The 24,763-nt window shown below is 72.6% G+C and carries 23 protein-coding genes; 14 read left to right on the top strand and 9 right to left on the bottom strand.

What is annotated here, in order from left to right:
• Positions 1-47 precede the first annotated feature (47 nt).
• Positions 48-3,293 (bottom strand): ATP-binding protein, encoded by a 3,246-nt coding sequence (locus tag BLW76_RS42385; protein WP_091317870.1) that lies wholly within the window; start codon positions 3,291-3,293, stop codon positions 48-50.
• A gap of 174 nt (positions 3,294-3,467) precedes the next feature.
• On the opposite strand from BLW76_RS42385, the gene BLW76_RS42380 reads away from it, so the two are divergent.
• The 4 genes from BLW76_RS42380 to BLW76_RS42365 all read left to right on the top strand — a co-directional run bounded on the left by BLW76_RS42380 (position 3,468) and on the right by BLW76_RS42365 (position 6,048).
• Positions 3,468-3,722: a WXG100 family type VII secretion target gene (locus tag BLW76_RS42380; RefSeq protein ID WP_091317869.1), complete on the top strand. Its 255-nt coding sequence runs from the start codon at positions 3,468-3,470 to the stop codon at positions 3,720-3,722.
• Positions 3,719-3,964 carry a WXG100 family type VII secretion target gene (locus tag BLW76_RS42375; RefSeq protein WP_091317868.1) on the top strand — a complete coding sequence of 82 codons (246 nt, stop codon included), beginning with the start codon at positions 3,719-3,721 and terminating at the stop codon, positions 3,962-3,964. The genes BLW76_RS42380 and BLW76_RS42375 overlap by 4 nt, the downstream gene beginning before the upstream one ends.
• 46 nt (positions 3,965-4,010) lie before the next feature.
• Positions 4,011-4,613, top strand: coding sequence for a helix-turn-helix transcriptional regulator (locus BLW76_RS42370; RefSeq protein ID WP_091317867.1), 603 nt, complete (start codon positions 4,011-4,013; stop codon positions 4,611-4,613).
• A gap of 109 nt (positions 4,614-4,722) precedes the next feature.
• Positions 4,723-6,048, top strand: a complete 1,326-nt coding sequence (locus BLW76_RS42365) for an amidase family protein (protein WP_091317865.1) — start codon at positions 4,723-4,725, stop codon at positions 6,046-6,048.
• A gap of 244 nt (positions 6,049-6,292) precedes the next feature.
• Here BLW76_RS42365 and BLW76_RS42360 read toward each other — a convergent pair whose 3' ends face one another.
• The 4 genes from BLW76_RS42360 to BLW76_RS42345 all read right to left on the bottom strand — a co-directional run bounded on the left by BLW76_RS42360 (position 6,293) and on the right by BLW76_RS42345 (position 11,840).
• Positions 6,293-7,444, bottom strand: coding sequence for a coiled-coil domain-containing protein (locus BLW76_RS42360; protein ID WP_091317863.1), 1,152 nt, complete (start codon positions 7,442-7,444; stop codon positions 6,293-6,295).
• Positions 7,445-7,549: 105 nt separating this feature from the next.
• Positions 7,550-9,544, bottom strand: coding sequence for an SDR family oxidoreductase (locus tag BLW76_RS42355; protein ID WP_091320556.1), 1,995 nt, complete (start codon positions 9,542-9,544; stop codon positions 7,550-7,552).
• 102 nt (positions 9,545-9,646) lie between these two features.
• Complete coding sequence (locus BLW76_RS42350; RefSeq protein ID WP_091317862.1) at positions 9,647-10,375, bottom strand: class F sortase; 729 nt, start codon at positions 10,373-10,375, stop codon at positions 9,647-9,649.
• Between the two features lie 4 nt (positions 10,376-10,379).
• Positions 10,380-11,840 carry an MSCRAMM family protein gene (locus tag BLW76_RS42345; RefSeq protein WP_091320554.1) on the bottom strand — a complete coding sequence of 487 codons (1,461 nt, stop codon included), beginning with the start codon at positions 11,838-11,840 and terminating at the stop codon, positions 10,380-10,382.
• A gap of 318 nt (positions 11,841-12,158) precedes the next feature.
• On the opposite strand from BLW76_RS42345, the gene BLW76_RS42340 reads away from it, so the two are divergent.
• From BLW76_RS42340 to BLW76_RS42330, 3 genes are all read left to right on the top strand, one after another.
• A complete protein-coding gene (locus BLW76_RS42340) occupies positions 12,159-12,992 on the top strand; it encodes a Bax inhibitor-1/YccA family protein (RefSeq protein ID WP_091317860.1) in 834 nt (277 codons plus the stop codon).
• Between the two features lie 155 nt (positions 12,993-13,147).
• Complete coding sequence (locus BLW76_RS42335; RefSeq protein WP_208613489.1) at positions 13,148-13,837, top strand: LppU/SCO3897 family protein; 690 nt, start codon at positions 13,148-13,150, stop codon at positions 13,835-13,837.
• 191 nt (positions 13,838-14,028) lie between these two features.
• Positions 14,029-15,288 carry a YeeE/YedE family protein gene (locus tag BLW76_RS42330; protein WP_091317857.1) on the top strand — a complete coding sequence of 420 codons (1,260 nt, stop codon included), beginning with the start codon at positions 14,029-14,031 and terminating at the stop codon, positions 15,286-15,288.
• 42 nt (positions 15,289-15,330) lie between these two features.
• Here the strand turns inward: BLW76_RS42330 and BLW76_RS42325 are convergent, their stop codons facing one another.
• Complete coding sequence (locus tag BLW76_RS42325; RefSeq protein ID WP_091317855.1) at positions 15,331-16,551, bottom strand: acetyl-CoA C-acetyltransferase; 1,221 nt, start codon at positions 16,549-16,551, stop codon at positions 15,331-15,333.
• Positions 16,552-16,664: 113 nt separating this feature from the next.
• Entirely contained in the window at positions 16,665-16,949 is a 285-nt protein-coding gene (locus BLW76_RS42320) for a hypothetical protein (RefSeq protein ID WP_091317853.1), read from the bottom strand.
• 127 nt (positions 16,950-17,076) lie between these two features.
• Between BLW76_RS42320 and BLW76_RS42315 the strand changes: the two genes are divergently transcribed.
• The 7 genes from BLW76_RS42315 (at position 17,077) to BLW76_RS42290 (ending at position 23,830) form a co-directional block, all read left to right on the top strand.
• Positions 17,077-17,976 carry a pentapeptide repeat-containing protein gene (locus BLW76_RS42315; RefSeq protein ID WP_244170571.1) on the top strand — a complete coding sequence of 300 codons (900 nt, stop codon included), beginning with the start codon at positions 17,077-17,079 and terminating at the stop codon, positions 17,974-17,976.
• A gap of 7 nt (positions 17,977-17,983) precedes the next feature.
• Positions 17,984-18,142 (top strand): hypothetical protein, encoded by a 159-nt coding sequence (locus BLW76_RS49045; protein ID WP_167384911.1) that lies wholly within the window; start codon positions 17,984-17,986, stop codon positions 18,140-18,142.
• Between the two features lie 123 nt (positions 18,143-18,265).
• Positions 18,266-19,636: a cystathionine beta-synthase gene (locus BLW76_RS42310; RefSeq protein WP_091320552.1), complete on the top strand. Its 1,371-nt coding sequence runs from the start codon at positions 18,266-18,268 to the stop codon at positions 19,634-19,636.
• A gap of 127 nt (positions 19,637-19,763) precedes the next feature.
• The gene (locus BLW76_RS42305) at positions 19,764-21,392 is read left to right on the top strand and encodes a hypothetical protein (protein ID WP_091317852.1); all 1,629 of its coding nucleotides are present in this window, start codon (positions 19,764-19,766) and stop codon (positions 21,390-21,392) included.
• Positions 21,393-21,737: 345 nt separating this feature from the next.
• Positions 21,738-22,190 carry a hypothetical protein gene (locus BLW76_RS42300; protein ID WP_091317850.1) on the top strand — a complete coding sequence of 151 codons (453 nt, stop codon included), beginning with the start codon at positions 21,738-21,740 and terminating at the stop codon, positions 22,188-22,190.
• Positions 22,191-22,622 carry a hypothetical protein gene (locus tag BLW76_RS42295; protein ID WP_091317848.1) on the top strand — a complete coding sequence of 144 codons (432 nt, stop codon included), beginning with the start codon at positions 22,191-22,193 and terminating at the stop codon, positions 22,620-22,622.
• 50 nt (positions 22,623-22,672) lie between these two features.
• Positions 22,673-23,830, top strand: coding sequence for a cystathionine gamma-synthase (locus BLW76_RS42290; protein WP_091317846.1), 1,158 nt, complete (start codon positions 22,673-22,675; stop codon positions 23,828-23,830).
• Between the two features lie 97 nt (positions 23,831-23,927).
• Here BLW76_RS42290 and BLW76_RS42285 read toward each other — a convergent pair whose 3' ends face one another.
• Both BLW76_RS42285 and BLW76_RS42280 read right to left on the bottom strand, forming a co-directional pair.
• Positions 23,928-24,401: a TIGR03618 family F420-dependent PPOX class oxidoreductase gene (locus BLW76_RS42285; RefSeq protein WP_091317845.1), complete on the bottom strand. Its 474-nt coding sequence runs from the start codon at positions 24,399-24,401 to the stop codon at positions 23,928-23,930.
• A gap of 81 nt (positions 24,402-24,482) precedes the next feature.
• A complete protein-coding gene (locus BLW76_RS42280) occupies positions 24,483-24,752 on the bottom strand; it encodes a hypothetical protein (protein WP_091317843.1) in 270 nt (89 codons plus the stop codon).
• Between the last annotated feature and the right edge of the window lie 11 nt (positions 24,753-24,763).

Below are 24,763 nucleotides of genomic sequence, written 5' to 3'. Positions count from 1 at the left end.
TGGGTGCGTTGGATGCACCGAACGCCGCATTGGGGCGCTGGGGGCCGTCAGCTTCCGGCGGCCGCCCGTGGCCGCACCGAAGGCGCGCGCCGGATGCCGAACGGCCCCATGCGGGCCTCCGCGCGCCGCACGTCCCAGACCGCGCCCATCTCCGTGTACGCCGTCAACGCGCCGCGGAACGCCGTCCGTGCTTCCGCCAGCTCGCCCGCCTCCGCCAGCAGGATCGCCGCGTCCTCCGTGGCCTTCGCCTGCTTGAGCACCCGGCCGGCCGCCCGGTAGTGGCCCGCCGCCGTCAGGACCGGTGCGGCGTCCCCGGTCGCGAGACCGCGGCAGTGCGCGGCCGCCGCCGCGTGCGCCGGTGGGATCTCGCCCTCCGGCTTGAGCAGGCGCAACGCCGAGTGCACCCGCTGCCGGTCGCCGAGGGCCAGCGCCAGCCGCACCAGGTCCGGCAGCCACTGGTGGCGGGCCGCGGGCGGGTAGTTGTCCTCCAGCAACGGCGACAACGCCGCCAGCGCCGCTTCCGGCCTGCCCTCCTGCTCGGCCAGCAACGCCCGCGCCGCCAGCAGGAAGTCGCCGCCGTCGGGCTCCAGGCCCGGTGGCCACTGCTGCCGCTCGGCCGCGTCGAGGTGCGTGCGCGCCTGGCCCGGCTCGCCGCGGTGTCCGGCGATCAGGGCGCCGACGCCGTGCACCAGCAACGCCGAACCCGGGCTGCGCAGCACGTACGACGCCGTCTCGGCGCCGTCGCGGATTACCGCGTCCAGCTCGGCCAGCGCTTCCGGCCAGCGGCCCAGCCAGTAGTAGTGCACCGCGCCGGCCAGGTGCATCTCGCCCGGCACCGCGCGTGTCGCGGCGATCCGGCGGGCGGCGTCGAGCGGCTCGGCGGCGTCGTCGAGGCTGTCGAGGTTCGGCACGGCCAGCGCGGCGTCGTCCAGCGGGTGCAGCCCGGCCGGAGCCAGCGCCGTCTCTTCGCCGAGCTTCTCCAGCGTGGCCAGCAGTGCCTCGTGCCGCCCGCGCCACATCTCCGGGACGTCGGCGTCGTCGAGCGTCCGCTTGAGCTCGGCGGTCGCCTCCGAAAAATCGCCGCGGCGGTAGTAGACGTACGCCAGGATCCAGCGCATCTCGGCCGCGCGCCTGCTGTCGGACGTCCGCGCGACGACCGAGCGCGCCTCGGCTTCCGGCTCCCGGCCGAGCCAGAACAGCAGCCGGGCCAGGGTCGCGGTCAGCGTCTCCCGCGCGCCCGGCGGCAGTGTCCCCTGCGTGACGGCGTGGCGCAGCAGGTCCACCGCGACCCGCGGGGTCTGCGTGGCGACCGTCCCGATGTGCTCCAGCAGCCACCCGGTGACCCACGGGTCGACCTGCGCGGGCGCGGCGGCGAGCTGCTCGGCGACACGCTCCGCGGGCGCACCCGCGGCGGCAAAGGCCTCGGCCAGCTGCCGGTGCAGGGCGACCCGCATCGCGGCGGGCGACTTTTCGTAGAGCACCCGGCGCACGAGCGGGTGCCGGAACGCCAGCCTGTCACCCGATTCGACGAGCACCCCGGACGTGATCGCCTCGTCGACCGCGCCGACCAGCGCCGTCGGCGGCCGCTCGGTGGCGACGGCGATGTCCGACGGCGAGAACTCGCGGCCCAGCAGCGCCGCCCAGCGCAGCGCGTCGCGGGTGCCGCTGGACAGGAAGCTCAGGTACTGCGTGATCCGCGCGCCCAGCGGCGCCGGGATCGTCTGGCACGAATTGCCGTCCAGGTGCGCGTGGACGCCGTCGAGCACGATCATCGACTGCGCGAGCAGCGTCTCGACGATTTCCCGGACGTAGCGCGGATTGCCTGCCCCGTAGGAGACCAGCAACTGCAGCCCCGGCCCGGGTGGCGCGCCGGCCAGTTCGGTGGCCAGCTCGTGCGTGGCGTCCTCGGCCAGCGGCGGCAACCGCAGGACGGCGATGTCATCGTTGTCAAGCAGGTCGTCCAGCGCGGCCGGCCGCGGTACCGGGCGGCAGGCGCCGACCAGCAGCAACGGCAGCTGCCGCGTCTCCCGGCTCAGGTAGCGCCAGACGCTCAGCGTGGTGTCGTCGGCCCACTGCAGGTCGTCGACCACGAGCACGAGCGGGGCTTCCGCGCACAGCTCGCGGACCAGCGCGAGTACGCCGTCGACCGGGTCTTCGCCGGGCTGCTCGGCGAGCCGGGCGGCCAGCGCGGCCCGGCGGGGGTCGGCGGCACGCGGGTGCACGCCCAGCGCGTCGAGCAACGGCCGCAGCGCGAACCGCTGGTCGAGCGCGTCCGCGGCGGCGAACGCCGGGCCGAAGTCCCGCGCCGCGGCGAGGACTTCGGCGAGCAGCGCGGTCCGGCCGCTGCCCGGCTCGCCTTCCAGCCACACCGACCGCCCCACCCCGGTGCCGAGCTCGACGACGGCTTCGTGCAGCCGGTCGAGTTCCGCCTCCCGGCCGACGAAGATCTCCGCCCGCTCCGGCAGCGCCGCGGCCGGCATCCGCGACACCGCGGCCACCGGCGCCGGTTCCGGGGCCGCGGCGGGCTTGGCCAGCAGCTCGTCGTGCAGCCGCCGCAGGGCCGGACCGGGCTCGGTGCCCGACGACTCGACGAGCCGGGCGCGGACGTCGGCGTAGACCGCGATCGCCTCGGTCCGCCGTCCGGCTTGGACCAGTGCGCGCATGAGCAGCCCGCGCAGCGTCTCGCGGAACGGGTGTTCGCGGGTCAGCGCGGTCAGTTCGGCGACGAGTTCGCTGTGCCCGCCCGACTCCAGCACGACCTCGGCGCGCCGCTCGACGGTCGCGAGCCGCAGCTCGGTCAGCCGGGCGCGCTGCGCGGCCGCGAACGGCCCGGGCAAGCCCGACAGCGGGACGCCGTGCCAGAGCGCCAAAGCCTCGTCGAAGGCTTCGCGCGAACCGCGGAGATCACCGGCCGCGTGCTTGCGGTGCGCCTGCTCGCGCAGGGCTTCGAACCGGTGGACGTCGATCGCCTCGGTGGCCAGGCGCAGCGAGTACCCGGACCCGATCGACGCGAGCAGCTGCGGGCCCTCGCCCTTGGCCCGGCCGGGTTCGAGCGCGCGCCGCAGCCCGGAGACGTAGGTGTAGATGGAGCCCTGCGCGCTCTGCGGCGGCGCGTCGCCCCAGACGGCGTCGATCAGCTCCTCGCGCGAAACCGTGCGGTTCGGGTGCATCGCCAGTGCGGCGAGGACCGTCCGCCGGTGCGCGGAGCCGAGGTCGAGCTCCGTTTCGCCTTGCCAGGCCTTCATGGGGCCCAGCAGCTGGAGTCTCGGTGCGGAGCCGTCCGCGGCCGACATCGGTCTCCCTTCGTGCGCGACGAACCGTCACGCGCCGGATGCCTGCCGTGAGCATACGCGGACGTCGTGAACCGGCAGGCAATCATGGCGGACATTCGGGCAACGGCACACGGGCGGGGTTCCGCGCCGCCACCGCGTGCGTCAGGCTCGGGGAGCCCGAGAGGAGCCGCCCGAATGGCGACAGCGCCGACCGAAGACATGCAGCGGGCCGCCGCCTGCTTCGCGCACGCCCTCGAGGCGGCCCGGTCGGGCCTTCGCGACGTCAACAGCGAGATGGCCATGGTGCAGGCGTCGTGGCGCGGCGAGGCGTCGGTGCGGTTCGGCCAGGCGATGAGCGACTGGGAGCAGGAGTTCGACGTCATCCTGTCGCGGCTGGCGCAGCTGCTGGAGGCGACCGGCGGCCCGATGCCGCGGCCGCGCCTGCCGTGACGCGGCTCGACTTCAGCTTCGCCGATCTGGTGCTCGACCGGATGGGCGCGATCACCGGTGAGCTGGGCGCGCTGCTGGCCGACCTGGAGGCCAGGGTCGAGCCGGACCTGGCCGGCTGGACGCCGGAAGCGCGGGAGGAATACCTGCAGGCCCGGCGCGACTGGACCCGCGCGGCCGAGCGGATGCCCGGGTGCCTGGAGCGGGCGCGGGCGGCGTTCGGGGAGCTGTCTTCACGCGCGTGAAGGCGGAATAGGGACGACGTGAAGACACGCCGTCCACACTGCCCCCATGAAGCCCGTCGAAGTGAGCGTCCTGGCCTCGGACCCCATCACGCACGCCGGCGCGGTGAGCCTGCTGGACAACCATCCCGACGTCCGGCTGACCGACCTCGTGCCGGACGTGCTGCTGGTGATGGAGGACCACGTCACCGAGGCCGTCCTCGGCGAGATCCGCGCGGCCAAGGCGTCCCACGTCGTGCTGGTCGTCGAGCACTTCCGCGAAAGCGACCTGATGGCGGCGCTGGAGTGCGGCGTGGTGGCGATCCTGCCCCGCCGCGAGACCGGCGGCGCCGAGCTGGTGACGGCGGTGCTCGCCGCGGGTGACGGCACGGCCAACCTGCCGCCGCGGCTGCAGGGCGCGCTGCTGGCCCAGGTGCAGCGGATGCGCAAGGACGTCCTGGAGCCGAACGGGCTCACGCTCTCGGGGCTCGCGGCGCGCGAGTGCGACGTGCTGCGGCTGGTCGCCGAGGGCTTCGGCACGGAGGAGATCGCGGCGAAGCTGTGCTACTCGGAGCGGACCGTGAAGAACGTCCTCTACGGACTGATGACGCGCTGCGGCCTGAACAACCGCGCGCACGCCGTCGCCTACGCGCTGCGGGCCGGCGCGATCTGAGACGTTTCTTTGCCACTGTCACCTTTCCGCGAGATGCTTTTCGGGGGTTCCGGGTGGCGGAGCCCCCGGCCCGGGGCGGAGCCCCGGATGTGGCAGCTAGGGTCCGGTCATGGTGCTCACGGCAGGGGAAATCGCGGCTTCCGTCCGCGCCGGGCAGCTCGATCCGGTGCAGGTCACCGAGGAGGCTCTCGAGCGGATCGCCGCGGCGGACGGCGTCATCGGCGCCTTTCGGCGGGTGCGCGCCGAGGAGGCGCTGAAGGAGGCCGCGGAGGTCGCCGCGCGGCCGGACCTGGCGTCGCTGCCGCTGGCCGGGGTGCCGGTCGCGGTCAAGGACGTCACGGAGATGGCCGGCGAGTACGCGTCGCACGGTTCGCTGGCGGGCGCGTCGGCGCGGGTGGACGCGGACGGCGTCATCGCGACGCGGCTGCGGGCGGCGGGCGCGGTGATCGTCGGGCTGACGCGGGTGCCTGAGCTGTGCATCTGGCCGATGAGCGACACCCCGGACGGCATCGCCCGCAACCCCTGGGACCCGACGTACGCGGCGGGCGGCTCGTCCGGCGGCAGCGCGGCGGCGGTGGCGGCGGGACTGGTCCCGCTGGCCCACGGCTCGGACGGCATGGGCTCGGTCCGCCTCCCGGCGGCGATGTGCGGCCTGGTGGGCCTGAAGCCGGGCGCGGACCTGCTGGCCGAAGGCGGCTGGTTCGGCATGTCGGTGCACGGCCCCCTGGCGACGACGGTCGCGGACACGGCGTTGCTGTTGTCGGTGCTGGCCTCCCGCCCGGAGCTGGCTTCGGTGCCTTCGCCGTCACCGGTCCGCATCGGCATGTCGACAACGGTGCCGCTGCTGCACAGCCCGGTCCCGCGCGAGCTGGTGGCGGCGGTCTCGACGGCGGCGGGATTCCTGGCGGCGGCCGGCCACACGGTGTCCCCGGAGGCCCCCCGCTACCCGGCGACGATGGTCCTGGGCATGACGGCCCGCTGGCTGGCGGGCCCGGCCGAGCAGGCCCGCACCTTCGACGTCTCCCGGCTGCAGCGCCGGACGCGAGCACACGTCCGAGCGGGACGGCTGGTCCAGCGGCTGGGCCTGCTCCGCGCGAGCACCCGCGACCGGTGGGTGGCCCGGGCGGAGGAGTTCTTCGCGTCGCACGAGGTGCTGATGACGCCGACGCTGTCGCACTGGCCGGTGAAGGCGGGCCGCTGGCACGAGCGCGGCTGGCTGGCGAACGTACTGCCGTCGACGCGCCTGGCGGGCTTCACGGGCCAGTGGAACTTCGCCGGCTACCCGGCGATCACGGTCCCGGTGGGCCGGTCGGCGGTGTCCGGGCTGCCGACGTCGGTGCAGCTGGTGGCCCGCCCGGGCGGCGAGCCGCTGCTGCTCGGCTTGGCGGCCCAGCTGGAGTCCGCCAACCCCTGGCCCCGCACGGCCCGCAACTGAAAGCGCCCCAATGTGGCGTTGGTTGCGTCTGACGCACCGAACGCCACATTGGGTGCGCTGGACGCACCGAACGCCACATTGGGTGCGCTGGACGCACCGAACGCCACATTGGGTGCGCTGGACGCACCGAACGCCACATTGGGTGCGCTGGACGCACCGAACGCCACATTGGGGCGCTTGAGTGCCGCGGCCGGCGGGCCCGGAACTGTCGGTGGTCGCCGGTAGCGTGGAAAACGGGGGCTGCTCAGTTGCCCGGCTTGCTGCCCGACGGCGACAGCGGCTTGGCGCCGTTGCCGTTCGCGGGCTTGGTTGCCGGGCCGTTCGAGTTCGCGGGCTTCGGCGCGGCAGCCGGCTTGGGTGCCGCTGCCGGCTTCGGTGCCGGCTTCGGAGCCGCCGACTTCGGGATCGACGGCTGCACCACCGGGACCACCGGCGCGGCCGGCGTGGTCGCCGACTCCGTGTCGCCGCCGACCAGCTTCGACGCCTGGGGGATCACCGCTTCCTCCGGCAGCGTCGCCAGCTGCGTCTCGCTCCGGTTGAGGATGTCCTCCGCCATCGCCAGGCTCTTGCGCGCCTGCTCGCGGATCTCCGCCAGCCGCTCGACCTTGCGGTTGGCCGCCGTCGTGCGCTGGGCCGCCTGGGTCGTCGCCTCGTCGAGACGGCGCTTGGCCTCCGCCGTCGCCTCGTCGAGCCGCCGCTTCGCCTCGGCCGTCGCCTCCGCGATGCGGCGCTCCGCCTGGTTCTTGCTCGCCGTGCGCTGGTCGGCGATGTGCTTCTCCAGCGCCGCCTTCTGGGCGGCCTGGGCCGCCTCGAACTCGCGCTCGACCTTCCGGCGCTTCCGCTCCGCCTCGTTGTCCAGCAGCTCGCGCCGCTGGGCCGCTTCGACGGTCAGCCGCTGCACCTCGGCGCGCGTTTCCGCCAGCGCCGCCTCGTGCTCGGAGTGCAGCAGGTCGGCCTGCTTGTCCAGCTCCGAGACCAGCTTCGAGTACCGCTCACGCAGCTTCGTCGACGCCTCGGTCGACGACGCCCACGTCTTCTCCGCGGCCACCTCGGCGCGCTTGATGATCTCGTCGGCGCGGGCCTGCGCGAGCGTCACCGTGCGCTGCATCCGCTCGTCGAGGTCCTCGAGCCGCTCCGGCGGCTTCTTGAGCTCCTCGATGCGCGCCTCGAGCGCCGCGACCTGCTGCCGGACGGATTCGACCTCGCGGGTCGCCGCGGCGGCCTGCGCGGCGGCGGCGTCGCGTTCGCTGAGCACCCGGCGCAGCTGGGCTTCGACGTGGTCGAGGTACTGCCGGACCTCGTTGCGGTCGAAGCCGTGCCAAGCCTGCGTGTACTCACGCCGGAGGGGGAGAAGGCCGTTGAGGGCGGTTGCGGCGGGGTCGCGCTCAGGAACCATGCGCCCGACCGTACCCGGGCACCCGCCGCTTCCGCCTTCCGGCTTAACGAATCACTGACAAGTGTCGCCGTGTCGCCGGAACGGCCTCACCCACGAAACGCAGCGTCACCAGTGGAAGCCGCGCGAAAGCCGGGCCAGCGCCATCGCCGCGCGCGAGAGGTGTTTCTCGCCACGTCCGATCTTGAGTTCGCCCGAACCGCCCGCCGCGGTCGAATCCGGGAAAATGCGGAAACCCTGGTACGCGACGGCGTCGGTGAGGCCCGGCGTGAGCGTGTACGCCAGCCCGATCGCCTGCCCCGCCGGGGTGCCGATGTGCTTCGGCCGCTCGACGAGCGCCTTCATCACCATGTCCGCGGCCTGCTCCGGCGACTTCGTCGGGAACGCGTCGTAGATCTTCGTCGGCCGGATCATCGGCGTGCGCACGAGCGGCATGTGGATGGTGGTGAAGGTGATCCCGTCGCCGTGCGTCTCGGTCGCCGCGATGCGCGAGAAGTAGTCCAGCGCCGCCTTCGACGCCGCGTACGCCGAGAAGCGCGGCGCGATGCCCTGGACGCCGATCGACGACACGTTCACGATGTGCCCGAACTTCCGCTCCGACATGTGCGGCAGCACCGCGAGGATCAGCCGCACCGCGCCGAAGTAGTTGATCGCCATCGCGCGCTCGTAGTCGTGCATCCGGTCGTAGGACAGCTTGATCGACCGGCGGATCGACCGGCCGGCGTTGTTCACCAGCATGTCGATCCGGCCGTGCTCGGCCAGCATCGCGTCGACGGCCTTGTGCACCGAGTCCTCGTCGGTCAGGTCGGCCGGGTACACCGACGCCGTGCCGCCGGCGGCGACGATCTCGTCGCGGACCTCTTCCAGCTCGTGCTGGCGGCGCGCGACGAGCAGCGGGACCCCGCCCGCGGCGGCCACCTTCAGCGCGGTCGCGCGCCCGATGCCCGAGGACGCGCCGGTGATGATCACGCGGCGGCCGTCCAGCTCGCCGCGCGGGCCGTGCTTGCGTGCGCGGAACGGGTCGAGGTGCTCGCGCCAGTAGCGCCACAGCGTCGGCGCGTACTCCTCCAGCCGCGGGACCTCAACGGTGCCGGCCAGCGCCTTGCGCGTCTCGGCCGAGGAGAACACCGACGGGAACGCCATCGTGTCCAGCAGCACCGGCGGGATGCCGAAGCGCTCCATGACGGCGTCGCGCGCGATGGTGACGCCGGGGATGTGCTCGGTCAGCTTGACCAGCCCGACGATCCGCTTCGAGATCCCTTCGCCGAGCTGCACGGTGATCGTCGGCGCGCCCGCGGCCCGCGCGAAGGCGTTGTACACCGAGACGACCGGCTGCGGCTCCGGGTTGACCAGGTGGAAGGCGTGGCCGTCGAGGCCCGGCTTGACCACCAGCTCCAGCAGCGCCTTGGCGACGTAGTCGACCGGCACGATGTTGGTGTCGCCGAGGTCCGGGCCGACGATCGGCAGCACGTCGGGCAGCCCGGCGAGCCGGTTGATCGCGGGGAAGAGGTAGTACGGGCCGTCGATCTTGTCCATTTCGCCGGTCTCGGAGTGCCCGACGACGACGGCGGGCCGGTACACCCGCCACGGCACCCGGTCCTGCTCGCGGACGATCTTCTCGGCTTCGAACTTGGTCCGGTGGTACGGCGTGACGAGCCGCTGCCCGGCGTCGAACATCTCCTCGGTGAACACGCCTTCGTGGTCGCCCGCGACCGCCACCGACGAGACGTGGTGCAGGCAGCCCGCGCGCAGGTCCGCGGCGAGGTCGACGACCGCCTGCGTACCGTCCACATTGGCCTTGATGCTGGCTTCGTCGTCGGCGGTGAGGTCGTAGAGCGCGGCGAGGTGGACGATGTGGTCGACGCTCCCGCGCAGCTGCTCGCGGTCCGCTTCGGACACGCCGAGCAGCGGCTCGCCGAGGTCGCCGGTGACGAGCGTGACGCGGTCGGAGTGCGGCCACTGGTCGACCAGCGCGGCCAGCTTGGCCCGCGAGGACGCGCGCACCACGAGGGCGACGCGGTCCTCGTCGGGCCGGGAGAGCAGCAGCCGGGTGAAATGGCGCCCGATCAGTCCGGTCGCCCCGGTCACCAAGAACGTCGCCATCGTCTTCACACCTCTCGCTCCCACAGCCCTGACCCTGGGCATTCTGCTGCATGCCGTCGCCCGCGACCACCGTTTCGAAACGTGATGTTACCCACGAGTAACTTAGGCCGGGTCCGCGACGACGACGCGGTTCTCCTCGTAGCCGTCCGACCCGCCGACCCAGCGGCCGCCGCACGTCACCAGCACCACGCGGTGCGGGCCGGACGGGCCGAACAGGTAGTCCGCCCGGGCAGGCAGGTCGCTCTTGTGCACCGTGACCAGCTGCGCGATGCGGTACCGCCACGTCTTGCCTGCACTGTCCACAATGGTCACTTCGGCGCCGATCCGCGCGTGCCACAGCTCGGCGAACGGCCCGGTCGCGCCCCGCCAGTTCACGTGGCCGGCGAACACGCTCGCCCCGCTCGCCGCGTCGAGTGACGCGCCCCACCACGTCGCCTGCCCGAGGTCCGTGGGCACCGGCAGCTCGCCGTCCGGGCCGAGGTCCGCGCGCACGAGTGTCGCCGTCCCGCCGCCGGGCAGCCGGACGGTGCCCGGCCGCTGCTGTTGCGGCGCCGGCGACGACGGCGACGACGGCGTCTGCGCGGCGGGCAGCGCCGTGCCGGTCACGACGGCCACGGGGGCCGCGGTGAGCACGGCGGGGCCGTACTGCACCGCGAGCACCGTCGCCGCACCGAGCGCGAAGCCTGCGAGCAGCCGGCCCCGGCCGGGCTTGCGCGCGAACGGATCCGGGCGGTCGCCGGGCTCGTCGTCGACGGCCGCCCAGCCGGTGCCCCGGTGCCATTCGTCGACGAACCAGTCCTCGCCGCGCCAGTCGCCGTCGTGCCGCGCCACGCCGTTACCGCCGGGACGCCCGCCGTGCGGCGACGCCGGCCAGCCCGGCCGCCAGCAGCACGAGCAGGCCGAGCCCGGCCAGGCCCGGCACGGAGTAGCTCGTCTCGACGACGCCCTGCGCCCGCGCGACCGGCTGGTCGCCCGCCGGGATCGCGCGCGGGACCTCGTTCGGCTTGTTCGTCACGGTCAGCGCGAGGGTGTCGCCCGGCTTGACGGTGCCGCAGGCCGACGGCGGGTTCTCCGGGTCGAAGGCGTTCGTGTAACCCGGCGGCGGGCTCGCCTCGACGACGCAGATCTCCTGCGGCGCACGGAGGTTCTCGACCGTCACACCGCCGGTCTTGCCGTCGGTGGTGACGACCGCGGGCTTGCCGTCGGCCCCGAGGAGCGGCTTGCCGTCCTGCCCGAGTGCGGGCGACGTCCTGTCCTTGCCGGTGATCCGCAGGACGGCGCCGCCGACGCCCTGGCCGGTCTTCGCGTCCGTCTTGGTCACCTGGACCCGGCCGGGCTTGGCGACGTTGACGGCGCCCTGGGCGGTCAGTTCCTTCTCGCCGCCGGTGGAGACGACGCGCTGCACCTTGGTGTCGACGGGCACCCGCACGTACGGCCGGTCGGCCGGGGCGGACAACGCGGCCACCAGCTTCGGCCGGTCGCCGGTCGGCGTCAGCTTCACCGTCACGGTGCCGTCGGCGCCCGTCTTGAGCGTGACGTCCTTCGCGGCGCCCTGCGGGCTCGAGTTCCCGGTGGCGGCGGTGGCCTTCCCGTCGGCCAGGGTGGCGTCGGTCGCCGTCAGCTTCACCGGGACGTCCGGGACGCCCTTGGCCTTGGCGTTCCGCACGGTGACCGTCCATTCGGCGGCCTCGCCGGGGTGCTGGTCGCCCTTCGGCGTGGTCACCGACGCCGTCCACGGCCCCCGGTCGGTCTCGGCCTCGGTGCGCAGCCGCTCCACGGCCGCCTTGGCGTCCGCGGGGAGCAGGTCGAGGTGGTACTTCGCGTCGTAGCCGATCTTGTCCGCGCCGAGCGACGGGTCGAGGTCGGCCGCCGTGCGCGGGGCGGCGGTCCACGAGTGCAGCAGGTGGGCGAGCGCCGCGGCTTCGGCGGGCTCCTTCGTGCCGCCGTAGCGCAGCAGCAGGTAGGAGATGTTCGCCGCCTGGTCGGCGGGCAGCTTCGCGCCCCACTTCGTGAGCAGCTCGTCGCCCGGCTCGTACCGCTCGTCGGTGTCGGGGGCCTTGAGCTGGAAGCTCACGCAGAAGACCTGCTCCCCGCCGACGACGTACGAGCCGAGCCAGTTGCGGCTCGGCCGCGGGGTCATGTCCTGGCCGGGCTTGACCTCGTAGCCGATGCCTTCTTGGCCGGCCGCGGCGGCCGGCGCGGCCCCGACCGTCACGGAGAGCGCGCCGAGCAGCGCCGCGGCGACGAGACCGGTGAGCGCGCGAGCACCCGCGCGCGGGTGTGTCGACCACCCCATGGTGTCCATGCTCCTTCGTTCGCCCGCGCGGCAGCGCCTGGCGTCTCTGCAGGTCACACGACTGATCAAGGCCCCGACGCGCGTTCGGTGAAGATCCGGGCACGCGAAGTGAGCGTTGCGTCAAGGGGCGAAACTGTGTACCGCTCTTCGGGTGGCTGTCGCCGAACGGTCGTGACATCCGTCGCTTACCGTGTCGTCCGAGGCAGGCGGGCTGCCGTCGAGTAAAGTCGTCTTTACTCGACGGGAACCGCGCGCCCGCGGCGGTCGTTGAACCCGATGCAGCGATGATCCACGAAGCAGCAGATCCAGGAGGATCAGGTGCGTTCCAGTAGCAACCCGGCGTTCCGCAACCTGCCCAGCGGCGGAACCCAGACTTACGGGCAGTACGGGCCCCCCGTGGGCTTCAACCAACCCCAGGGCGGCGTGCCCGGGTACGGGCCGGGCCAGGCCGCCTCCGGCGAGGGCGACCGGCCGATGACCGTCGACGACGTCGTCGTCAAGACCGGGATGTCCCTCGGCGTCGCGCTGCTCGTCGGGGTGGTCACGGCGATCTGGGCGCAGGTCCAGATCACGACGACCGGCCGGATCTCCGGCGCGCTCCTCGGCGCGATGCTCGCCGGCCTCGTCGTCGGGCTGGTCATCTCGCTCGTGATCATCTTCCGCCAGAAGCCCAGCGGCGCGCTGACGCTGACGTACTCGGCGGCCGAAGGCCTGTTCCTCGGTGCGCTGAGCGGTGTGTTCCAGGCGATCTACCCCGGCATCGCGCTGCAGGCGATCGTGGGCACCGCGGGTGTCTTCATCGGCATGCTGGTGGTCTACAAGACCGGCGCCGTGAAGGTCACGCCGAAGCTGACCAAGTGGATCGTCGGCGCCACCGTCGGCGTCGCGATCCTGATGCTGTTCAACCTGATCAGCTCGCTGGCCTTCGGCTTCAACCCGCTGCGCGGCGGCGGCACGATCGCCATCATCTTCAGCCTCGTCTGCATCGGCATCGCGGCGTTCAGCTTCCTGCTCGACTTCGACCAGGCCGACCGGATGATCCGCGAGGGCATGCCGTCGAAGTGGGCCTGGTACACCGCGTTCGGCCTGATGACCACGCTGGTCTGGCTGTACCTCGAGATCCTGCGGTTGCTCTCGTACTTCCGTGAGTAATCTGGCTCACAGTTCCGCAGTGAAGGCGCTCCGTAATCGGCGGGGCGCCTTTTCTGTGGGTAATTCGTGCATATAGGGACCCCGCTGCGGGCCGCGCTCACCCTGCGTGTTTGATGAGCCGGTCGGTTTTCGATTTCACATGTGTGAGGTTCACAGTGAGCGTTCCCCCTCCGGCCCCCGGGGGCCAGCAGCCGGTGGGTCAGCCCGATCCTTACGGACCGCCTCCGGGCGGCCAGCAGGGCCAGCCCGGTCAGTACGGACCGCCGCCCGGCCAGTTCCCGCCCGGCCAGCCCGGGTTCCCGCCCGCGCCGCCGGCCCCGCCGAAGCGCTCGAAGGCGCCCAAGCTGATCCTGGGCGGCATCGGCGCCATCGTGGTGGTCGCGATCGTGATCATCGGGCTGGTCTCGTTCATGAAGTCGCCGGCCACCTCGAACGCCGGTGACTGCCTCACGATCACCGAGTTCACCCAGGGCGGCGCCGAGCCGGCGAAGGCCGACTGCAACGACCCGAAGGCGAACGTCAAGATCGCCAAGAAGCTGGAGACGGCGTCCGAGGAGTGCCCGGGTGGTGCTGGCGGGGGTTACGACACCTACTCGGTCAGCGGCCGCAGCTCGTACAAGCTGTGCCTGATGATCAACGCCAAGCAGGGCGACTGCCTGGCGAACTTCACGTCCCAGACCAAGGGCTACCTGAAGGTCCCCTGCAGCGACTCGACCAAGGACGGCGAGCTGGTCAAGGTGGTGACGGGCCAGGCGGACAAGAGCGTCTGCGAGGACACGGACGCAACGCGCGTCGCGGTCTACCCGGAGCCGGCGACGACGATGTGCGTCAAGACGGCTGAATAACGCAGTTCCCGAAGGCCCTCTCGCCGCTCAGGCGAGGGGGCCTTCTTCGCGTCCGGGGAGCAACCCACGCCCGCCGCCGCGTTCAGCGCATCCCGATTGCTCCGTTCGTCCCACACTGTGCGACGGGCTGCAACCGCCCGGTCACTCGACCTAACGTTGATCGTCCTGCCCGCCCGAGCCTGGAGTAGCCGGTGGCGACGACCCAATCCCCGATCGGTGCCAAGCACTTCCCCACCTCCTGTGCCGCGCCCGTGCCGCGGCCGGAAGATCCCGTCAAGATCGTTCCCCTTGCCGTTGCCGGTGTGCTCGCGGCCGGCCTCACCTGGTACGTCTGGGCCACCCAGGGCGCCAAGTTCGGCGTCCTGCTGCTGCTCGGGCTCGGGCTCGGGCTCGCCCTCTTCCACTCGCGGTTCGGCTTCACCTCGGCGTGGCGGCAGCTCGTCGCCGTCGGGAACGGGCAGGGGGTGCGGGCCCACACCGTGCTGCTCGGCACCGCCGCGACGCTCATCGCGCTCATCGCCGGCACCGGCAGTGGCCTCTTCGGCAGCAAGCCCGCGCCGACGGCCGGGGCGCTCGGGCTCGCCCTCTTCGTCGGGGCCACGCTCTTCGCGATCGGCATGCAGCTCGGCGGCGCGTGCGCGTCCGGGACGCTCTTCGCCGTCGGCTCCGGCCAATCCACGATCGTGCTCACCCTCGGCGGGTTCATCGCCGGCTCCGCGCTCTACACCTGGGCGTACCCGGTGCTGTCCGGCTGGCCCGAACTCAAGGGCGTGCTGCTCGCCGACCACGTCGGCTGGTTCGGCTCGTGGGCGATCACCGTCGCCGTTCTCGGGGGGATCGTCCTGGTCACCCGGGTGGTGCAGCGCCGCCGGACGCCGCCGCCGGTCGACGTCGTGCCGACCGCTCGGGGCTTCGCCCGGGTCTTCCGCGGCTCCTGGCCGATGCTCGTCGGCGCCGTCGTGCTGGGGGTGCTGGCCGCCGCCGTGTTCCTCGTCTCCGGCGGGATCTGGGGCATCACCAGCGCGTTCGCCCTGTGGGGCGCCAAGGTCCTGCAGGTGTTCGGGCTGCACCCGGAAACCTGGGAGTTCTGGCGGCTGAAGGCGAACGCGACGTCGCTGGCCGGCCCGATCTGGCGCGACAAGACCAGCCTCACCGACATCGGCATCATGATCGGCGCCGCGGTGGCCGCCGCGGCCGCGGGCGCCTGGAAGATCCACAGCTCGATCCCGTGGCGCACGGCCGTCGCCGCGCTCCTCGGCGGCGTCCTGATGGGCGTCGGCGCGCGGATGGCCGGCGGCTGCAACATCGGCGCGTACCTCGGCGGCATCTCCACCGGCAGCCTGCACGGCTGGCTGTGGGGCGTGTTCGCCCTCGGCGGCACGTGGATCGGCCTCAAGCTGCGGCCGCTGTTCGGGCTGGCGAACCCGGAACCGGCCGACAGCGTCTGCTGACGACGAAGGCCCCCACCGCCGGGTGGGGGCCTTCGTGAACAGTCAGGAAAGGCGCTCGATGATCAGCGCCATGCCCTGGCCGCCGCCGACGCACATCGTCTCGAGGCCGAACTGCTTGTCGTGGTGCTGCAGGGAGTTGATCAGCGTCGAGGTGATCCGGGCGCCCGTCATGCCGAACGGGTGGCCGACCGCGATCGCGCCGCCGTTGACGTTCAGCCGGTCCAGCTCGATGCCCAGGTCGCGGTAGGACGGGATGACCTGCGCCGCGAACGCCTCGTTGATCTCGACCAGGTCGATGTCGCCGATCGACAGCCCCGCGCGCGAAAGCGCCTGCTTCGACGCCTCGACCGGGCCGTAGCCCATGATCTCCGGCGAAAGCCCGGTGACGCCGGTGGACACGATCCGCGCCAGCGGCGTCAGGCCCAGCTCACGCGCCTTCGTGTCGGACATGATCACCAGCGCCGCCGCGCCGTCGTTGAGCGCGCAGCAGTTGCCCGCCGTGACGCGGCCGTCGGGGCGGAACACCGGCTTCAGCCCGGAGACGCCTTCCAGGGTGACGCCGGCGCGGGGGCCGTCGTCCTTCGAGACGACCGTGCCGTCCGGCAGCGTCACCGGGGTGATGTCCTTGGCCCAGAACCCGTCCGCGAGGGCCTTCTCGGCCAGGTTCTGCGAGCGGACGCCGAACTCGTCCATCTCCTCGCGCGTGACGCCCTTCAGCCGCGCCAGGTTCTCCGCGGTCTGGCCCATCGCGATGTAGACGTCCGGCACGTCACCGGACGTGCGCGGGTCGGTCCAGGAGTCGGCGCCGGACTCGGCGGTCGCCTTGGTGCGCGCCTCGGCGTCGGCGAACAGCGGGTTGTGCGTGTCGGGCCAGGAGTCCGAGCTGCCCTTGCCGAACCGCGAGACGGTCTCGACGCCGGCCGAGATGAAGACGTCGCCCTCGCCGGCCTTGATCGCGTGGAACGCCATCCGGGTGGTCTGCAGGCTGGAGGAGCAGTACCGGGTGATCGTGCAGCCGGGCAGGTGGTCGTAGCCCAGTTCGACGGCGACCGCGCGGCCCATGTTGAACCCGGACTCGCCGCCCGGGAGACCGCAGCCGAGCATCAGGTCGTCGATGTCGGCGGGGTCGAGCTGCGGCACCTTGGCCAGCGCCGCCGCGACCATCTGCGCGGTCAGGTCGTCGGGCCGCATGCCGACCAGTGAGCCCTTGTTGGCGCGCCCGATCGGGGAGCGCGCGGTGGAGACGATGACGGCTTCAGGCATGACGGACACATCCTCGTATCGCGAGCTAAGCAGTTGCTCACCATACTGCCGGGTACGGCTGCCGGGAGAAAGCCGGAGCGGCTGTGAGGTTGCCCGGCTCTCCCGGAGGCCGCCTAGTTGCTGTCGCACCGCCAGGTGACCTGCCAGTGGCCGGGGCCGCCTCCCCAGCCCACGGCCGTGACTCCCCGGGCCCGGAACCCGTACTTGTTCACGCACTTCGCGTCGGCGGCCGACCGGGTGTCCGCCTCCAGCGCGGCGTGCGACGGCTGAGTCCTGCTGGTGATGCTGGACGGGATGTCGAAATTGGTGCTCTCGGCACTGGCCGGCGTCGTCCCGAGGGCGAGCAGGGCCAGCACGGCCCCGGTCATCCCGGTGATCCAGCGGGTAGCGGTGCGCATGGTCAACCTCCGGTGAGTGCGTCGGAATCGCAGGGACAACGGTCCCAGCGAGGTGCCTGCGCGGGCACCCGCACGACGCCAGGGTTTGTTGCGTGGATTCCGGGTTTCCCCGGCTGGCAGGATCGCCGTGTGGGGAACCCGGCTCGAGCGGGTGCTGCGGACCAGGACGATCGTGCTGTGGGGCGCCGGGTTGCTGGTGGTCGCCGCGGTGGCGGCCACCGCGCTGCTGACCCTCCTCGGCCGGGGACGCCCGGAAGACTCCGCCCGGCTCGACGCGCTGAAGACGTCCGCCAACATCGTGATCGGCGCCGGGGGTGCCGCCGCCCTGCTGCTCGCCGCGCGGCGGCAGCGGTCGGCCGAGCTGGACCTGGTGCGGAAGGACCACGACGCCACCGAACGCCGGGTCACCGAGATCAACGGCAAGGCCGCCGACCAGCTCGGCAGCGACAAGGCGCCGGTCCGCCTCGCGGGCCTCTACGCGCTGGAACGGCCGGCCGCCGGGTACGCCGAACACCGGCAGACCATCGTCAACGTCCTCCGCGCGTACCTGCGGATGCCGTACCGGCACAACCGGAAGAGCGCCGAAGAGCTGCAGGTGCGCAAGACCGCGCAGCGCATCCTGCTGCTGCACCTGCGTCCCGGCTCCGCGGAGCAGCCGAACGAGGCGTTCTGGCCGGACGTCGACCTCGACTTCTCGGGGGCGCGGCTGGTCGGGCTGACGCTGACGCACTGCTCGATCCGCTCGATCACCTGCTACGACGGGGAGTTCTCGAACTGGCCTCGTTTCGCGGCACCGAATTCCGCACCAAGGCTGTTCAAGGCAGGGCCGATTTCCGCGGAACCGTTTTCGGCGGCGAACGCGAGAGTTTCAACGGTGCCGTTTTCGCTGGTCCGGCCGATTTCGGCAGCAAGTCCGCCGCGCGGCTCGCGGGAGCGCGGGCGAGGCGCGGGTTTCCGCGGTGGGCCGACGGCGGCCCGACAGAATCGTCGCACTTGTCGGCACATCGCCATTCCGCACGGGAGGTGAACCGGCGATGAACGTCCAAAGCGACTACTGGACCTCCCTGTCCCTTCGGACCGGCTTCACCACGGCCATCGACGCCGGGCCGGACCTCCGGGACGGGATGACGGTTCGGCGCGGAGCGGCCCCCGGGCCGGTACCGGAGCGGACGAGCGGCTTGGTGGCCGCCTGAGGTCCCCGCCGGGCGGCCCGGCCTCGCGCGCTGCCCGGAATCGCCGACGCGCACCCGGAGTCCCCCGGCCTCGAGGCCGCACGAGTGGACAACGCCACCGGTGGGCCGTTTAGGCTGGCGGTCGTGGAGTACGCAGAGCACATCGCCGACCTCGTGGGCAACACCCCGCTGGTCAGGCTGAACTCGTTGACCAAGGGGCTCAAGCCGCTCGTGCTGGCCAAGGTCGAGTACCTGAACCCGGGTGGCTCGGTCAAGGACCGGATCGCGCTGCGCATGATCGAGGCCGCCGAAGCAGCCGGCGAGCTGCGCCCTGGCGGGACGATCGTCGAGCCGACGTCCGGCAACACCGGCGTCGGGCTGGCCATGGTCGCCCAGCGCAAGGGCTACCAGTGCGTGTTCGTCTGCCCGGACAAGGTCAGCGAGGACAAGCGCAACGTGCTCAAGGCGTACGGCGCCCGGGTCGTGGTGTGCCCGACCGCGGTGCCGCCCGAGCACCCGGACTCCTACTACAACGTCTCCGACCGCCTGGTCCGCGAGATCGAGGGCGCCTGGAAGCCCAACCAGTACGCCAACCCGCAGAACCCGGAGAGCCACTACCACTCGACCGGCCCGGAGCTGTGGACGCAGACCGGCGGGAAGATCACGCACTTCGTCGCGGGCGTCGGCACCGGCGGCACGATCTCCGGCACCGGCCGGTACCTCAAGGAGGTCAGCGACGGCGCCGTGCAGGTCGTCGGCGCGGACCCGGAGGGCTCGGTCTACTCCGGCGGCAGCGGCCGCCCGTACCTGGTCGAGGGCGTCGGCGAGGACTTCTGGCCGGACACCTACGACCGCGGCATCGCCGACGAGATCATCCCGGTCTCCGACGCCGACTCCTTCCAGGTCACCCGCCGGCTCGCGCTGGAGGAGGGCCTGCTGGTCGGCGGCTCCTGCGGGATGGCCGTCGCGGCCGCGCTGAAGCTGGCCGAACGGCTCACCGAGGACGACGTCGTGGTCGTGCTGCTGCCCGACGGCGGCCGCGGCTACCTGACGAAGGTGTTCAACGACACGTGGATGTCGTCCTACGGCTTCCTGCCGCCCGACTCCTCGGGCGCGACGGTCGCCGACGTCCTCACGAAGAAGAGCGGCTCGCTGCCCGATCTGGTGCACTCTCACCCGAACGAGACCGTCGCCGAGGCGATCGCGATCCTCTCCGAATTCGGCGTGAGCCAGATGCCCGTCGTCAGCGCGGAGCCGCCGGTGATGGCGGCCGAGGTCGTCGGCGCCGTCAACGAGCGTGACCTGCTCGACGCCCTGTTCACCGGCAAGGCGCAGCTGGCCGACCGGCTCGAGCAGCACATGTCACCGCCGCTGCCGACGATCGGCGGCGGTGAGCAGGTGAGCGCCGCGATGACCGCGCTCGAGGGCGCCGACGGCGCGCTGGTGCTGGTCGACGGCAAGCCGGCCGGCGTCGTCACCCGGCACGACCTCCTGGGCTTCCTGGCCGGTCGCTGACCAGGCCCCAAGAGAGTATTGATCGGTGGACCCGGCAGGGGCGTTACGAGCGCCCTGCCGGGCGATCCGATAGCGTGGGCGCGAATAGAACACTTTCGCGTCATCGTCAAGGGGGTTCAAGACCCACATGAGTGCACCGCAGCCACCGAACCAGCCGTGGGGTGGCGGCCAGCCACCTCAGGGTCCGCCGAGTGGCCCCCAGCCGCAGCAGGACCCGTTCGGCAGCCCGGAACCGACCCAGGTCGTCCAGCCCGCCCAGCCCCAGGGCGGTTCCCCGTTCGGGGAGACGCCGGAGCCGACCCAGGTCGTCCAGCCGGTCCAGCCGGGTGACGGCGGGGCGGGCGCGACCCAGGCCATGCCGCCGGTCGACGCGAACGCGACCCAGATGGTGAACCCGGTCGGCGGCGGCGACGCCCCGGTCGCGGACTCCACGCAGCTGGTGCCGCCGGGCTCCCAGCCGCCCGCGATCCCGTACACCCCGCCGCCGAGCGCGGCCGACAACCCGGCCGCGGCCTTCGGCCAGCAGCAGGGCTTCGGCCAGCAGCCGGGCGGGTTCGGGCAGCAGCAGGGTGGCTACGGGCAGCAGCAGGGCTTCGGCCAGCCGGGCCAGCCCGGCCAGCCGCCGCAGGGCTTCGGTGCGCCCGGGTTCGGGCAGCAGCCCGGCTTCGGCGGCCAGCCGCCGCAGTTCGGTGGCCCGGCCGCGGGCGGCAACGCCCTGTTCGGCTACATCGCCGGTGGCGTGGTCGCGCTGCTGGGCCTGGTCGCGCTGATCTACGCGTTCTCCTACATGGGCGACGCGAGCGACTACTCGTCGATCTTCGACCGCGCGCCCGACCAGGCGGCGATCGAGCGGGTGCTCGACGAGGCCGGGCTCATCGGCCCGGGCACCCTGTGGTTCTACGTGATCATGATCCTGCTGGGCTCGCTGATCTCGCTGGCCGGCGGCGTCGGGCTGGCGCTCGCGGGCAAGCTGGGCGGGCTCAAGAAGTTCGTCCCGATCGCGGTCGTCGCGGGTGGCGCGCTGCTCACGCTCTTCGCCCTGCTGGTGAAGATCGGCATGACGCCGAACGCCGAGACGCTCGCGCAGGCGTCCGCGTCCGCCAAGGACACCTTCGGCCTCGGGCTGCCGCCGCTGATCCTCGGCGTCCTCATCCTCATCGCCGGCATCCTCGGGCTCGTCCCGGGGACGCGGCAGTTCGTCGGCCTCGGTGACGGCGGTGCCGCGCCGGGCGGGCCGCAGGGCTTCGGCGGCCCGCAGGGCTTCGGTGGCCCGCAGGGCGGGTACGGCCAGCCGGGGCAGCCCGGCGGGTTCGGCCAGCAGCCGGGTGGCTACGGCCAGCCGGGGCAGCCGGGTCCGGGTTACGGCCAGCCGGGTCAGCCGGGCGGCTTCGGCCAGCCGGGCGGGCCCAACCCGTCCAGCGGCGGGTTCCCGCAGCCGTCGAGCGGGGGCTTCCCGCAGCCGGGGCAGCCGGGTGGCTACGGCCAGCCGGGGCAGGGTTACGGCCAGCCGGGCGAGCACGGCCAGCCTGGTGGGTACGGCCAGCCGGGTGGTTTCGGCCAGCCGGGCGAGCACGGCCAGCCGGGGCAGCCGGGCGGCTTCGGCCAGCCGGGCCAGCCCGGTGGGTACGGCCAGCCGGGCCAGCCCGGGCAGCCGGGCCAGCCGCCGCAGGGCTGGGGCCAGGCGCCGGGCCAGCAGGGCCCGCCGAGCGGTGGCTTCGGCCAGCCGGGGCAGCCCCCGCAGCAGCAGCAATGGTGAACTAGCACCCTCTTCGTGCCCCGGAGCCGATTCGGCTCCGGGGCACGCTGCATTTCGCGGGTCCGCAATTGTCCGAAAAGGACAATGGGGGCGGATATCAGTACCGCCCGTGATCGCGTGACAGCATTTCTGCCACTACCGCACAGAAATGATCTTGGGTTCCGCCGTCCGGCCGAATTCCGTTCTTTTTCGGGACCGCTTCCGGGAATTCCTACTAGGGTGAGCGCCGTCGTCCCGCGCTCGGCTGATGGGGGAGTTGTGTCCGGTCCGCACGGATTTCCGGTGCCGCGTTCGCATTCGTATTCATCGACTCGGCCATCCGGAGTAACGGCGGTCCTCGCCGCGGTGCTCGGATTTCCGGCCGCGGTCGCCGCCGGATACGTGCCGGTCAAGATCTTCCTCGACATGCCCGCGGAATTCAGCCTCGGCGCGCTGCCGGCGTGGGTGCTGGTGGACCTGGCCGGGTACGTCGTCGCGGGCCTCGTGCTGCTCGTCGGTTCGCTGGCGACACTGTTCCGCGCGACGGCGGGCGCGGTCCTGCTCGGCCTCGGCGCGCTCCTGGCCATCGGCGCCCTGCTGACCGAGCCGATGTCGGTGGGCGTTCCCCTGGCGCGCTTCGCGGACGCGATGTTCACCCACGGCGGGTTCGCCATGGCCGACCGCGTCGGCCTCGCCGCGCTGGCCGTGCTGGTGCTGGTGCTGGCGTTCCTGCCGCCGACGTTCCGGTACCTGCGCTACCGCACGTCGGTGGTGCCGGTGCTGTCCGGCCAGGGTGCCTACTCGTCCCGGAGCTGGTGAATGGACGTCGCCGCGCCGCCGGAGACCCGTGCCCGGACCGCGATCGCCGCCGGGGTGCTCGCGGTGCTGGGTGGCCTGTGGTTCCTGACGGGCATCGTCTGGGTGAGCCTCGTCCTGGGCTTCGGGCAGCACGACCTGCTGGTCCCCGGCCAGCTCACCGACGCGGTCATCGGCCTGCTCCTCCTGCTCGGCGGAACCTCGCTGCTCGCGCGCGTGGAGGCGGGCCGCATCCTGTGCCTGGCGGCCGCGGTCCTGGCGCTGGCCGCGACGATCGTCGACATGGTGCTCCGCTACCAGCTCGTCTTCTTCATCGTGGGCGGTCCGACGGGCCTCGGCGAGCCCGGGCTGCGGATGGTCGTCATCGCGGTGCCGTTCGTGGCGCTGCTGGTGCTCGCGGCCTTGCCGGCCACCCGCCGCTGGACCCGGCTCTGAGACCCATCCCACCTGACGGGAATGCCAGGGGCGGCCCGTACGCTGAAGCAATGGTGGACGACTACTCCGAACTGGGCTTCGAGACCCGCGCGATCCACGCCGGTCAGCAGCCCGACCCCCGCACCGGCGCGGTGATCGTGCCGATCTACCAGACCTCGACCTACGCGCAGGACGGCGTGGGCGGGACCCGCGAGGGCGACTACGAGTACTCGCGCACCGCGAACCCGACCCGGTCGGCGCTGGAAGAGGCGCTGGCCTCGCTGGAAGGCGGCCGCCACGCGCTGGCCTTCGCCTCCGGCATGGCCGCCTCCGACGTGGTGCTGCGCAGTACCCTCCGCCCCGGCGACCACCTCGTGCTCGGCAACGACGCGTACGGCGGCACGTTCCGCCTGATCGACAAGGTGCTCAGCCTGTGGGGCGTCGAGCACACCGTCGCCGACCTCGCGAACCTCGACGAGGTGCGGGCCGCGATCCGGCCCGAGACCAAGCTCATCTGGTGCGAGTCGCCGACCAACCCGATGCTCGGCATCGCCGACATCGCCGCGCTGGCCGGGGTCGCGCACGACGCCGGCGCCCGCCTGGTCGTCGACAACACCTTCGCGACGCCGTACCTGCAGAACCCGCTGTCGCTGGGCGCGGACATCGTCCTGCACTCGACGACGAAGTACCTCGGCGGCCACTCCGACGTCGTCGGCGGCGCGATCATCACGAACGAAGACGAGCTGCGCGAGCAGTTCTTCTACCTGCGCAACGCCGCGGGCGCGGTGCCGGGGCCGTTCGACGCGTGGCTGACGCTTCGCGGCATCAAGACCCTCGCCCTGCGCATGGAGCGCCACAGCGACAACGCCGAGAAGATCGTCCAGGCGCTGGTCAAGCACCCCAAGGTGGCGAAGGTCTACTACCCGGGCCTGCCGGAGCACCCTGGCCACGAGACGGCGGCGAAGCAGATGCGCCGCTTCGGCGGCATGGTCTCCTTCAGCCACGTCGACGGCGAGGCGGCGGCCCTGGAAGTGGCGAGCCGCACGAAGCTGTTCATCCTCGCCGAGTCGCTCGGCGGCATCGAGTCGCTGATCGAGCACCCGGGCAAGATGACCCACGCGAGCACCGCGGGCTCGACCCTCCAGGTCCCGGCCGACCTGCTGCGCCTTTCGGTCGGCATCGAAGACGGCCGCGACCTGGTGGCCGACCTGCTGACCGCCCTGGGCTGAGCCTCAAGCGCCCCAATGTGGCGTTCGGTGCGTTGAGCGCACCCAATGTGGCGTTCGGTGCGTTGGACGCAACCAACGCCACATTGGGGCGCTCTGGTCACCCGAGGTCGAGACCGCCGCCGTAGAGCCGTTCCACCCGGAGCGTGATCACCACGCGGCGGTCTTCGACCATGTTCCGCAGGAACGCGGCCTCGGCCTCGGGGTCTTCGAACGGCGCCTGCATCGCGAGCAGCGCCCGGCCGGTCTCGTCCCCGGGCACCGAGCTGACCGGCGACACCTCGGCGACGCCCTCCGCGACGGCGAAGGCCATGTGGTCGTCGCTGCTGACGTACAGCGACGCGTGCGGGTCTCGGGCGAGCTGGCGCACCTTCGCGCGTCCCGCGGTCGACCCGATCCGCACCACCCGCTCCGCCGGATCCCAGGCGTAGGCGACCGTGGACAGGTGCGGGAAGCCACCGCGGTTGACGGTGGCCAGCGCGCCCAGGCTGTGGGCGCCCAGCAGCCGGCTCGTCGCATCTTCGGTGGGCTTGGCGGGGCCGGGACCGCGGCCCGGCTCGTAAACGGTGGTCACCTGGTGATCATCAACGACCCGCACGACCAGCGGAAGAAGGCACTTTCGTGTTCCCCGGTCACATCGGGGTAACCCACGAGGTCAGGGGTTGTAGTTGCCGTGCCCGCCACTGCCGCTCGACGTGCCGGTGGCCGGCAGGTTCGCGCCGTCGACGCAGCCGCCGACGAGCTCGACGTGGCTGTCGTGGCGGATGTACTGGGCGGGCGACCCGCACGAGGCGCTGTCCACCGTGAAGTACGCGGCGCCGGTGAGCGCGGCGGCCGAGGCCAGCCCGACCACGAGCGGGAGCAGGCCGGCGGAGCGGGTGGCGCGAGCCCGTCGGGCGGCGTTCGCGTCGTTCCCGGATGCCATAGGTTGCTCCT

The sequence above is a fragment of the Amycolatopsis tolypomycina genome (assembly GCF_900105945.1).
Taxonomy (GTDB): domain Bacteria; phylum Actinomycetota; class Actinomycetes; order Mycobacteriales; family Pseudonocardiaceae; genus Amycolatopsis; species Amycolatopsis tolypomycina.
This window is presented reverse-complemented; position numbering and strand designations above follow the sequence as displayed.

What these genes read in the sequence shown, in the direction of transcription:
- BLW76_RS42325 (WP_091317855.1), bottom strand. Translation starts at nt 16,551, where the DNA reads ATGCCTGAAGCCGTCATCGTCTCCACCGCGCGCTCCCCGATCGGGCGC.
- BLW76_RS42360 (WP_091317863.1), bottom strand. Translation starts at nt 7,444, where the DNA reads ATGGTTCCTGAGCGCGACCCCGCCGCAACCGCCCTCAACGGCCTTCTC.
- BLW76_RS42290 (WP_091317846.1), top strand. Translation starts at nt 22,673, where the DNA reads ATGGTGGACGACTACTCCGAACTGGGCTTCGAGACCCGCGCGATCCAC.
- BLW76_RS49045 (WP_167384911.1), top strand. Translation starts at nt 17,984, where the DNA reads ATGAACGTCCAAAGCGACTACTGGACCTCCCTGTCCCTTCGGACCGGC.
- BLW76_RS42380 (WP_091317869.1), top strand. Translation starts at nt 3,468, where the DNA reads ATGGCGACAGCGCCGACCGAAGACATGCAGCGGGCCGCCGCCTGCTTC.
- BLW76_RS42305 (WP_091317852.1), top strand. Translation starts at nt 19,764, where the DNA reads ATGAGTGCACCGCAGCCACCGAACCAGCCGTGGGGTGGCGGCCAGCCA.
- BLW76_RS42295 (WP_091317848.1), top strand. Translation starts at nt 22,191, where the DNA reads ATGGACGTCGCCGCGCCGCCGGAGACCCGTGCCCGGACCGCGATCGCC.
- BLW76_RS42370 (WP_091317867.1), top strand. Translation starts at nt 4,011, where the DNA reads ATGAAGCCCGTCGAAGTGAGCGTCCTGGCCTCGGACCCCATCACGCAC.
- BLW76_RS42280 (WP_091317843.1), bottom strand. Translation starts at nt 24,752, where the DNA reads ATGGCATCCGGGAACGACGCGAACGCCGCCCGACGGGCTCGCGCCACC.
- BLW76_RS42320 (WP_091317853.1), bottom strand. Translation starts at nt 16,949, where the DNA reads ATGCGCACCGCTACCCGCTGGATCACCGGGATGACCGGGGCCGTGCTG.
- BLW76_RS42385 (WP_091317870.1), bottom strand. Translation starts at nt 3,293, where the DNA reads ATGTCGGCCGCGGACGGCTCCGCACCGAGACTCCAGCTGCTGGGCCCC.
- BLW76_RS42355 (WP_091320556.1), bottom strand. Translation starts at nt 9,544, where the DNA reads ATGGCGACGTTCTTGGTGACCGGGGCGACCGGACTGATCGGGCGCCAT.
- BLW76_RS42365 (WP_091317865.1), top strand. Translation starts at nt 4,723, where the DNA reads ATGGTGCTCACGGCAGGGGAAATCGCGGCTTCCGTCCGCGCCGGGCAG.
- BLW76_RS42345 (WP_091320554.1), bottom strand. Translation starts at nt 11,840, where the DNA reads ATGGGGTGGTCGACACACCCGCGCGCGGGTGCTCGCGCGCTCACCGGT.